The 7,952-nt window shown below is 63.3% G+C and carries 8 protein-coding genes; 3 read left to right on the forward strand and 5 right to left on the reverse strand.

Translation table 11 applies throughout. The features are described 5' to 3' along the window. Positions 1-318 precede the first annotated feature (318 nt). The 3 genes from ABI660_RS22025 to ABI660_RS22035 form a co-directional block, all read right to left on the reverse strand. Positions 319-774 carry a hypothetical protein gene (locus tag ABI660_RS22025; RefSeq protein ID WP_348072165.1) on the reverse strand — a complete coding sequence of 152 codons (456 nt, stop codon included), beginning with the start codon at positions 772-774 and terminating at the stop codon, positions 319-321. Then, positions 771-1,004 (reverse strand): hypothetical protein, encoded by a 234-nt coding sequence (locus ABI660_RS22030; RefSeq protein WP_348072167.1) that lies wholly within the window; start codon positions 1,002-1,004, stop codon positions 771-773. The genes ABI660_RS22025 and ABI660_RS22030 overlap by 4 nt, the downstream gene beginning before the upstream one ends. A gap of 206 nt (positions 1,005-1,210) precedes the next feature. Continuing rightward, positions 1,211-2,137, reverse strand: a complete 927-nt coding sequence (locus tag ABI660_RS22035) for an MBL fold metallo-hydrolase (RefSeq protein WP_348072169.1) — start codon at positions 2,135-2,137, stop codon at positions 1,211-1,213. Positions 2,138-2,223: 86 nt separating this feature from the next. Between ABI660_RS22035 and ABI660_RS22040 the strand changes: the two genes are divergently transcribed. Further along, the gene (locus ABI660_RS22040) at positions 2,224-3,078 is read left to right on the forward strand and encodes a LysR family transcriptional regulator (protein WP_348072171.1); all 855 of its coding nucleotides are present in this window, start codon (positions 2,224-2,226) and stop codon (positions 3,076-3,078) included. Positions 3,079-3,242: 164 nt separating this feature from the next. Here ABI660_RS22040 and ABI660_RS22045 read toward each other — a convergent pair whose 3' ends face one another. Both ABI660_RS22045 and ABI660_RS22050 read right to left on the reverse strand, forming a co-directional pair. Beyond that, positions 3,243-3,545 (reverse strand): hypothetical protein, encoded by a 303-nt coding sequence (locus tag ABI660_RS22045; RefSeq protein WP_348072173.1) that lies wholly within the window; start codon positions 3,543-3,545, stop codon positions 3,243-3,245. Next, entirely contained in the window at positions 3,542-4,978 is a 1,437-nt protein-coding gene (locus ABI660_RS22050) for an MFS transporter (RefSeq protein ID WP_348072175.1), read from the reverse strand. Before ABI660_RS22050 ends, ABI660_RS22045 begins: the two co-directional genes overlap by 4 nt. A gap of 176 nt (positions 4,979-5,154) precedes the next feature. On the opposite strand from ABI660_RS22050, the gene ABI660_RS22055 reads away from it, so the two are divergent. Both ABI660_RS22055 and ABI660_RS22060 read left to right on the forward strand, forming a co-directional pair. Beyond that, positions 5,155-6,051: a sigma-70 family RNA polymerase sigma factor gene (locus ABI660_RS22055; protein ID WP_348072177.1), complete on the forward strand. Its 897-nt coding sequence runs from the start codon at positions 5,155-5,157 to the stop codon at positions 6,049-6,051. Positions 6,052-6,892: 841 nt separating this feature from the next. Continuing rightward, positions 6,893-7,952: ABC transporter transmembrane domain-containing protein (locus tag ABI660_RS22060; protein WP_348072179.1), on the forward strand; the 1,060-nt coding region annotated here is incomplete at its 3' end.

Below are 7,952 nucleotides of genomic sequence, written 5' to 3' on the forward strand. Positions count from 1 at the left end.
CCGCTGGTGGCGGCGTTGGCAGCGGCCTGGCTGTTTGCGGAGCCGCTGACGGCGCAGCAGGGCGTGGGGGCCTTGTTGCTGGGGGCGGCGATGTTGTTGCTGGCGCGGCGGCGATCAGGCTAGTTGTTTGGTTTGTCATCCGGACGTGATTCGGGATCCATGTGGCCTGAACCCCAGGCCGGGGGTTTGCAAGCATGGGTTGCGGATCAAGCCCGCAATGACTGCAGGGGAGCTGGTTGAGGCGAATGTTTGAAGCGAAAGCGGCCTACAGCCCTTATCCGACGGGCGAAAGCAGCTATTAAAGAAGTAGCAAGCGACTCAAAGCTGCTGCTTGAGACGCATCAGCGCCTCACGGTCGATGCGGTCCTTGTCGCGGTAGTCGGTCTTGGTTTTGAGCAGGCCTTCAATATCCAGTGTTCGAATGGAAACGCCATCGATCACCAGCGTTCGAACATGGTCCTGCAGGCTCTCATAGGTCTGCTCGTTGGCGGCGAAGAGCAGGTCGATCAGCAACTCGTCGGCGACCCGGATATTTTCCGGCTCGTCCGCGGGGGGCGCAAACCACTGAACGTCAAGCTCTTTGCTGGATGGCAAGAAGGCAAGGGCCTTGATCACCCGCCTGCCATTCTCGAGTGAGGAGGGCAGGAGGATGTCGATATCTTCCGTGTTGCGGTTGAAGCCGTTGAGGCGAACCGCATGCCCACCGACCAGAAGGTAGTTCACGCCTTCGGCTTGAAAGCGGCGCAGCAAGCCGAGAAGGGCGTCGGGATTCATGGCTGGGCTGGCGGAGTCTTGACCTGTGGGCTGTTCAGTAGCCGGGCCTGGGCCAACTGCCGTGCGTCATCGATTTCGTTGAACACACGGTGAGGCGCCCGCAGCACGCCATGCGGCACCGGTATACGCGCGGTGGCAAGCATCTGGTCCAGCGCCCGGCCGCGATGCCAGGCCTCTACGGGGTCCAGAATGAATTCGCTGCGGTTTTGCGTGCCTACGATTCGGGTCATGCCTGATATCTTAGTTCAGCCTGCGCGGATTCAAACGCCTGATTGAATGGCAGCGTTTCAACTGGTCTTGGTGCTTTTCATGAAGAAAAATCGGCCTCCAGCCCTTATCGGACGGGCGCAAGCAGCTATTTATTCGATAGCGTGCGCAACGGAACGCGCGGCGGATGCGGACCGGGCGCCTGCCATCTCTGGACTGATTCAGCCTTCTAGCGGACCCAGGCAGGAAAGTAGCCCAGCGCGTTCTGCACCGTGCCGTCGTGCGCCGGCACCACCACCAGAGCGGGGTCGCGCTGCATCACGGTGCGGATCTGTTCGATCGTGCGCTGAGTTCGCGAGGCGTCGTCGTCGACCTTGAGGCGCGCGGCCCAGAACTTGGGGCTGCCGTTGGCCAGAGCCGCAGCGCTCCAGACCACGTCGCCCACAAAGAAATACCGCTTGCCCGAATCGACGGTGAGGAAGAGGCCGAGCGATCCCGGCGTGTGACCGTACATCGGCACCAGAACCACCTTGCCGTTCTTGTAAAGGTCCAGGCTGCGCTCGAACCCCTCGTAGGGGCGCGGCTCGAAAGCGATGGGCTGCCACTGGATGGATGGGCTCCCCACCTGCGAAGGCCAGGCGCCGCCGGTCGTGCCGGCCGGCCGCCGGATCACTTCCAGTTCCTCCTGCGTCACCAGCACGGTCGTGCCGGGGAAATCGGTGACGCCGCTGGCATGGTCCCAGTGGCTGTGGCTCAGGATGATGCGCGACAGAGGCGCTATCCCCGCTTTCTCCAGTTGCGCCTTGACCGGCGTGACCGGCTCTTCGTATTTGAACAGGGGGCGCATCAGCAGCGGCATGTCCTGCTGGTACTGCTCGGCGATGTTGCTGCCCAGGCCGGTGTCGAAGAGGATGAACTCGCCGGCGTGCTTGATCAGGATGGCCGAGAAGATGGTGTCCACCTTCTTCGAAAAGCTGCCGCCCGAATACACCAGTCCCTCGCGCACCTGGAGCGAACCGGTCTTGACGATGGAGAAGCCCACTTCTGGCGGGGCGGCAGGCGCCGGTGGCGCGGCGCGGGCGCCTGCCAGGCCGGCGAGGCCTGCAAGGAGCGCCAGAAGGAGGATGAAGGGGCGAAGGAGGTTGGTATGTTGCATGGTGGGGCACTGTACGGGCTACCCATGCATTAGGCAAATATTGTTTATATTGCTGGTTAAGATAAAAAATCTATGAAAGAAAGCCGATGTTCGACTTGCGAGCTCTCCGCTATTTCGTGGCCGCCTATGAAGAGGGCTCCATCACCGCGGCGGCGCGGCGTTGCTTCGTGGCCCAGCCGTCGGTCACCCATGCGATCCAGAGCCTGGAGGTGGAGCTGATCAGCCTGCTGTTCACCCGCTCCAAAAGCGGGCTGAGCCCCACGCCGGAGGGCGAGAAGTTGTACGGGCTGGCCACCCGTCTGCTGGCCGAAGCCGAGGCAGTCGTGAACAGCTTTCGCGAACCTGCGGACCAGGAGATCCGCCTCCAGGTGCAGCCGGACATGCACCTGCGCCAGGTCTCAGCGCTGATCCGAGCCCTGCATGCGCAACTGCCTGAGGCCAAGCTCAAGCTGTGCCAGGGCGCCGAAGAGGCCGATATGCGCCTCGTGACCGAACGGGAGGTGGGCGCGAAGGAGTGGTCCGAGCCGCTCTGGGAGGAGGATTACGTGGCCGCCGTCCCGGCTTCGCACCCCAAGCGTTTCAACACCAGCCTGGGCCTGTCGGACCTGGACGGACTGGCCTTCATCGAGCGCTCCAGTTGCGCGATGAACCAGATGCTGGTGCAGGTGCTGGCGCAAGCCGGCATCCGGCCGGACGTGCGGGCGGTGGCCGAGCGCGAGGAGATCGCGGTGGCGCTGGTCGAGTTGGGCATCGGCGTGGCCATCCTGCCCCGCTCGCACTGTGAAGGCGCCCCGGGCGTCGTGGTTCTGCCCCTGCGCGATGCGGAGGGCGCCAAGCGGCGCGTCTGCCTGGCTTGTAATCCACGCGACGCGGGGATGGTCAAGCTGGTGCGGGAGTTGAAGCGCGCTTTGCGCGAGCCACCGGGGGCGTCGCCGGCCTAGGGCTTGTACCGGAGCCGGCACCACAGTTCATGAGGCAAAATCGGCCTCTAGCCCTTATCTTACGGGCGCAAGCAGCTATTCATTCGATAGCGCGTGCAGCGAAATGTCTTTCTCTTGCGTCAGCTTGTCGATCTGCGCACGCCTCTGCGCGCGCATGAAACGCCTCAAAGCCCGTCATACCGACCGATCGCCTTCACCTCCGTCTGCACCGGCGGCTCGACGCAGCGATCTTTGATCCCCGCCAGGAAAGCCCGGAACGCTTCCACCTTCATCAGCGGGCTCTCATCTGCCTCTCCGCCGCGCGTGGCCAGGTGCATGAAGCTCACGCCATCGGCCAGCCGAAACGACTGATACCGCAAGCCATCTGGCTTGTCCCGCGCAAGCTGTGCAAACACCTGCTCAATCAGCCGTTGGTTTTCGTCAGCCAGTTCCGGCTTGACCTTGTAGCGCACCAGGATTGTTTTCATGATTTCACTCCTTGCATTGCCGCCGTATTGCCCTGGACTGCACGCGGCTTGAGCCGCGAGCCGACCGCCGCGCCGGCCAGCGAAAGCGCCGCGGTCACCATCAACACCGCCGTGAAACCGGCGCCGAACTGCTGTGGGCTGGCATAGCCGCCCACCCGTGTGAACACCGCGACGACCAGCGCCACGCCGAACACGCCGCCCAGCTGCCGCAAGGTGTTGAACAGGCCCGCCGCCTTGCCCATGTCGGGCGGCTCCACGGCGCCCAGCACCGCGCTTTGCACCGCAGGCATGGCCATGGAGATCCCGCCGCCGGCCACCGCGAGCGGCAGCACCCACATCCAGTAGCCGGCATCGCCCCCCACCGGTGACGCCAGCACCGCCAGACACACCATGCCCGTTGCCTGCAGGCCGAGGCCTACGACCACCAGCGCCTTCTCGCCCACGCGCTTGACCATCGCTCCCGCCACCGGCGCTACCAGGAACAGCGTGGCTGTCCACGGCAGCATGCTCGCGCCCGCGACCAGCGGCGACAGCTGCCACACCACCTGGAAAAACTGCGCCATGAAGAACAGCGTGCCGAGCAGCGACGCCGTCAGCAGGAAGCTCACGGCAAGCCCCACCGCCAGCACCGGCGAACGGAACAGCCGCGGCGGCACCATCGCGTCCCATGCACGCAAGCGCTGCGAGGCCACGAACAACGCAGCCAGCACCGAGCCGCCGCCCAGCGACAACATCACCTCCGCGCTGCCCCAGCCGTTGCGGTTGCCGCGCACCAGACCCCACACCAGGCCGAGCAGCGACGCCGTCATCAGCAGCGCACCCCGAATGTCCAGCGGTGCCGACGCGGCCTTGCCTTCCGGCACCTTGGCCAGCGTCAGCCACATCACCCCCAGCGCCACCGGCAGGTTGATCCAGAAGATCCACTGCCAAGCCAGCCCGTGCACGATGGCTCCGCCCATCAGCGGCCCCGCCAGCACAGCCAGCCCGGTGATGCCGGAAAAAAGTCCCAGAGCCCTGGCCCGCTGCGGCGGCGGAAACGCCGCGCCCAGCAGTGCCATCGAAATCGGCATCAGCAGCGCCGCGCCCATGCCCTGCGCCGCGCGCCCCGCGATCAGCCAGCCCGTGTCGGGCGCCACCGCGCAGGCCATTGACGCCAGCGCGAACAGCAGCAGCCCCATGACGTACATGCGGCGCCGCCCGAACCGGTCGCCCAGCGCTGCGCCTGTCATCAGCAGCGTGGCAAAGGAGAGCGAATAGGCGTTGACCGTCCACTCCAGCGCCTCCATCGACGCGGCGAGGTCATGCCGCAGTGTGTCCAGGGCCGTGGTCACCACCATGGCGTCCAGCACCGCCATGAAAGAGCCGGCCGCGGCCAGGCCCAGCACCCAGCGCTGGGTGGGGGTGAATCCCGTGGATTGATTGATGTCTTGCATTGGCTTGTATCCTTTCTTTGGTGCCCGCTGACAAAGACGAAGGACGGGGCCGAAACGATCCGGAAATATTTTTCGCGTGCACCGCATCCTTTAACCCTTGCCAAGCGTCTTCTCTTTAACTTTCTGGCTTGATCCGCAATACATCCGCCATTCATCCGCATTCACCAAAGGCCCGCATGCGCCCCACCAAACTGCCCGATCCGCCCCTGCCCGACCCCGATTTCCCCCAGCTGATGGCCCAGCTGCGTGCCCGCCTGCACCGCTATTGCGCGCGCATGACGGGCTCGATGCTGGATGGTGAAGACGTGGTGCAGGAAACGCTGATCAAGGCCAACGACAGCTACGACGCCCAGGCGGTGCAGAACGTGGAGGCGTGGTTGTTCCGCATTGCGCACAACGCGGCCATGGACTTCCTGCGGCGCCGCTCGCGCGAGCAGGCGATGTTTGCCGATGAAGACGTGGATGCCATTGCCGACACGCAGGCCGATCCCGCCGACCGCCGCCACGTGACTACCGCAGCCCTGCGCACCTTCATGCGCCTTGCGCCCGCGCAGCGCAGCGCCGTCATCCTGTCTGACGTGCTGGGTTATGCCCTGGAAGAAACGGCTGGCGTGATGGGCACCACCGTGCCGGGCGTCAAGGCGGCGCTGCACCGTGGTCGCGCGCGCCTGCGCGAGCTGGCAGGGCAGCCCGACGACGCGGCCCCGCCGCCCGGCCTGTCACCGCAAGACCAAGCCCTGCTGGCCGCCTATGCCGAGCGCTTCAACGCCAGGGACTTCGACGGCCTGCGCGAGATGCTGGGCCAGGAATTTCGGCTCGACCTGGTGGCGCGCCGCAAGCCGATGCAGGGGCGCGGCGGCGAGTACTTCACCAATTACGCGGCCAAAACCTACGGGCTGCGGATGACGCCCATCAACGTGGAGGGCCGGCCGGGGTTATGGGTGGATACCGAGGCCGACGAAGGGGCCGGGGCGCCGGGTTATATGGTGGTGCTGGCGTTTGCGGAGGGAAAGGTGACGGGGATCAGGGATTTTCGGTATGCGCGGTGGGTATGCGAGGGGATCGCGTGTTGAGCACCGGCCGTGCGTGAGGTGCCGGCCTTTCCTCCTGCGCCGCGCGGGCTGGAGTCCTAACGTGGGTTGGCCACTGTTCGGGGCGTGCCGCATGCGGGGCAGGGCTTCCCACCTCACACCCCGGGGATGCAATGCAAGGGGGGCGGGCGGTTTCCTCGCAGTTCATGAAGCCAAATCGACCCCAAGCCCTTATGCGGCGGGCGCTAACAGCTATTCATTCGATAGCGTGTGCAGCGGAATGTCTTTCTCCACAGCCAGCTTGTCCAACTGCTCACGGGTCTGAGTCAGCTTGGGGTCACCGCTTCGCGCGTGCCGGGAGCAAACATGGCGCGGACGGGCGGAGGCAACATGCTGCTCACATTCCTTCGGCAAACGCTGAGGTAACCCACTACGAAAACTCGCCACTCAAACCTCCACGTAGAGATCTGACGTAAACAGCTACCCCCAACGATTCCCGGGAGCAATTCACTTGGCTGGATAAGGTGAATGCGTGAGCAGCGAAATACGAGAACTAATTATTTACTGTCATCGAAAAGCGAGTTGGGATTTACCCGGGACCCCTGTCAAAGATGACAGGGGTGAGCGCTTGAATTCTTTTTTTCTCTAGTAAATTCAGCAGCAAATCGAAGAGCTGCGATTCTTATTTTTTTAGCTGTAGCGCTTATCTAACGCTTTACCAATCGCAACAATTTGAGAAATCAGAATCGCTTAGAGTCGGGCTGCTCAAAAAAGCAATAGAAAAAAAATAGCGGGAGGATGAATGAGTCAAACGGCGGCGGCCCCCTTGCCAGGGGGCCATGGGGGGATTCCTGTAGAGGCGCAAATCACGTCGAGTGTTGAGGTGGTTGGCGGTGTCGTTGCCCGTTCCCCATTGCATGAACTGGCTGCCTTGTGTGCAATCGCTCGGTTCCATCAGGTTGCTGCTGATCCTGCCACGCTTGCGCATCAACTTGGATTGTCCGATTCTGAGAGTGTCTCTGTCGAAGACCTGCTTCGAGCCGCCAAGTTCCTCGGCCTGAAGGCCAAGCTCTCTCACAGCAAGCCTGAGCGGCTGGCATTGACGCCACTTCCTGCGCTGGCACGGATCAAAGGGACCGATGGTTCGATTCACACTGTCATCCTGGCCCAGACGGATGGCCAGCGCGTCCTCCTTCAAAATCCGGGCATGCCTGCTGGGCGGCCGATGATCGAACCTATGGAGGTTTTCGCCTCCCAATGGACGGGGGAGTTGATCCTGATCACCAGCCACGCCAGCCTGGCAGGCGAGCTGCAAAAGTTCGACTTCTCCTGGTTTGTGCCCGCCCTCGTCAAATATCGCAAGCTGCTGGGTGAGGTGCTGCTGATCTCTTTCATGCTGCAACTGTTCGCGCTGGTCAGCCCGCTGTTCTTTCAGGTCGTGATGGACAAGGTGCTGGTGCACCGCGGCCTGACCACCTTGGACGTGCTGGTCATCGGCCTGGTGGTGGTCGTGGTGTTTGAAAGCGTTCTCAATGGCTTGCGCGCCTATGTGTTCAGCCACACCACCAGCCGCATTGACGTGGAACTGGGCGCGCGGCTGTTCCGCCACCTGGTGCAGCTGCCATTGGCTTACTTCCAGGCCCGCCGCGTCGGCGATTCGGTAGCCCGTGTACGCGAGCTTGAAAACATTCGCAGCTTTTTGACCGGCAATGCACTCACGGTGCTGCTCGACGTGCTGTTCTCGGTCATCTTCATCGCCGTCATGTTGTTTTACAGCGTGCCCTTGACGCTGATCGTGCTGGTCAGCCTGCCGCTGTACTTTGGCCTCAGCCTGGCGATTGTTCCCATCCTGCGCCAGCGGCTGGATGTGAAGTTCGCGCGAGGTGCAGAAAACCAGTCCATGCTGGTCGAAACCATCACCGGCATCCAGACCGTCAAGGCCA

Origin of the sequence: Polaromonas sp. (genome assembly GCF_039930745.1) — a bacterium.
In the GTDB taxonomy this organism is placed as follows: Bacteria; Pseudomonadota; Gammaproteobacteria; order Burkholderiales; family Burkholderiaceae_C; genus Polaromonas.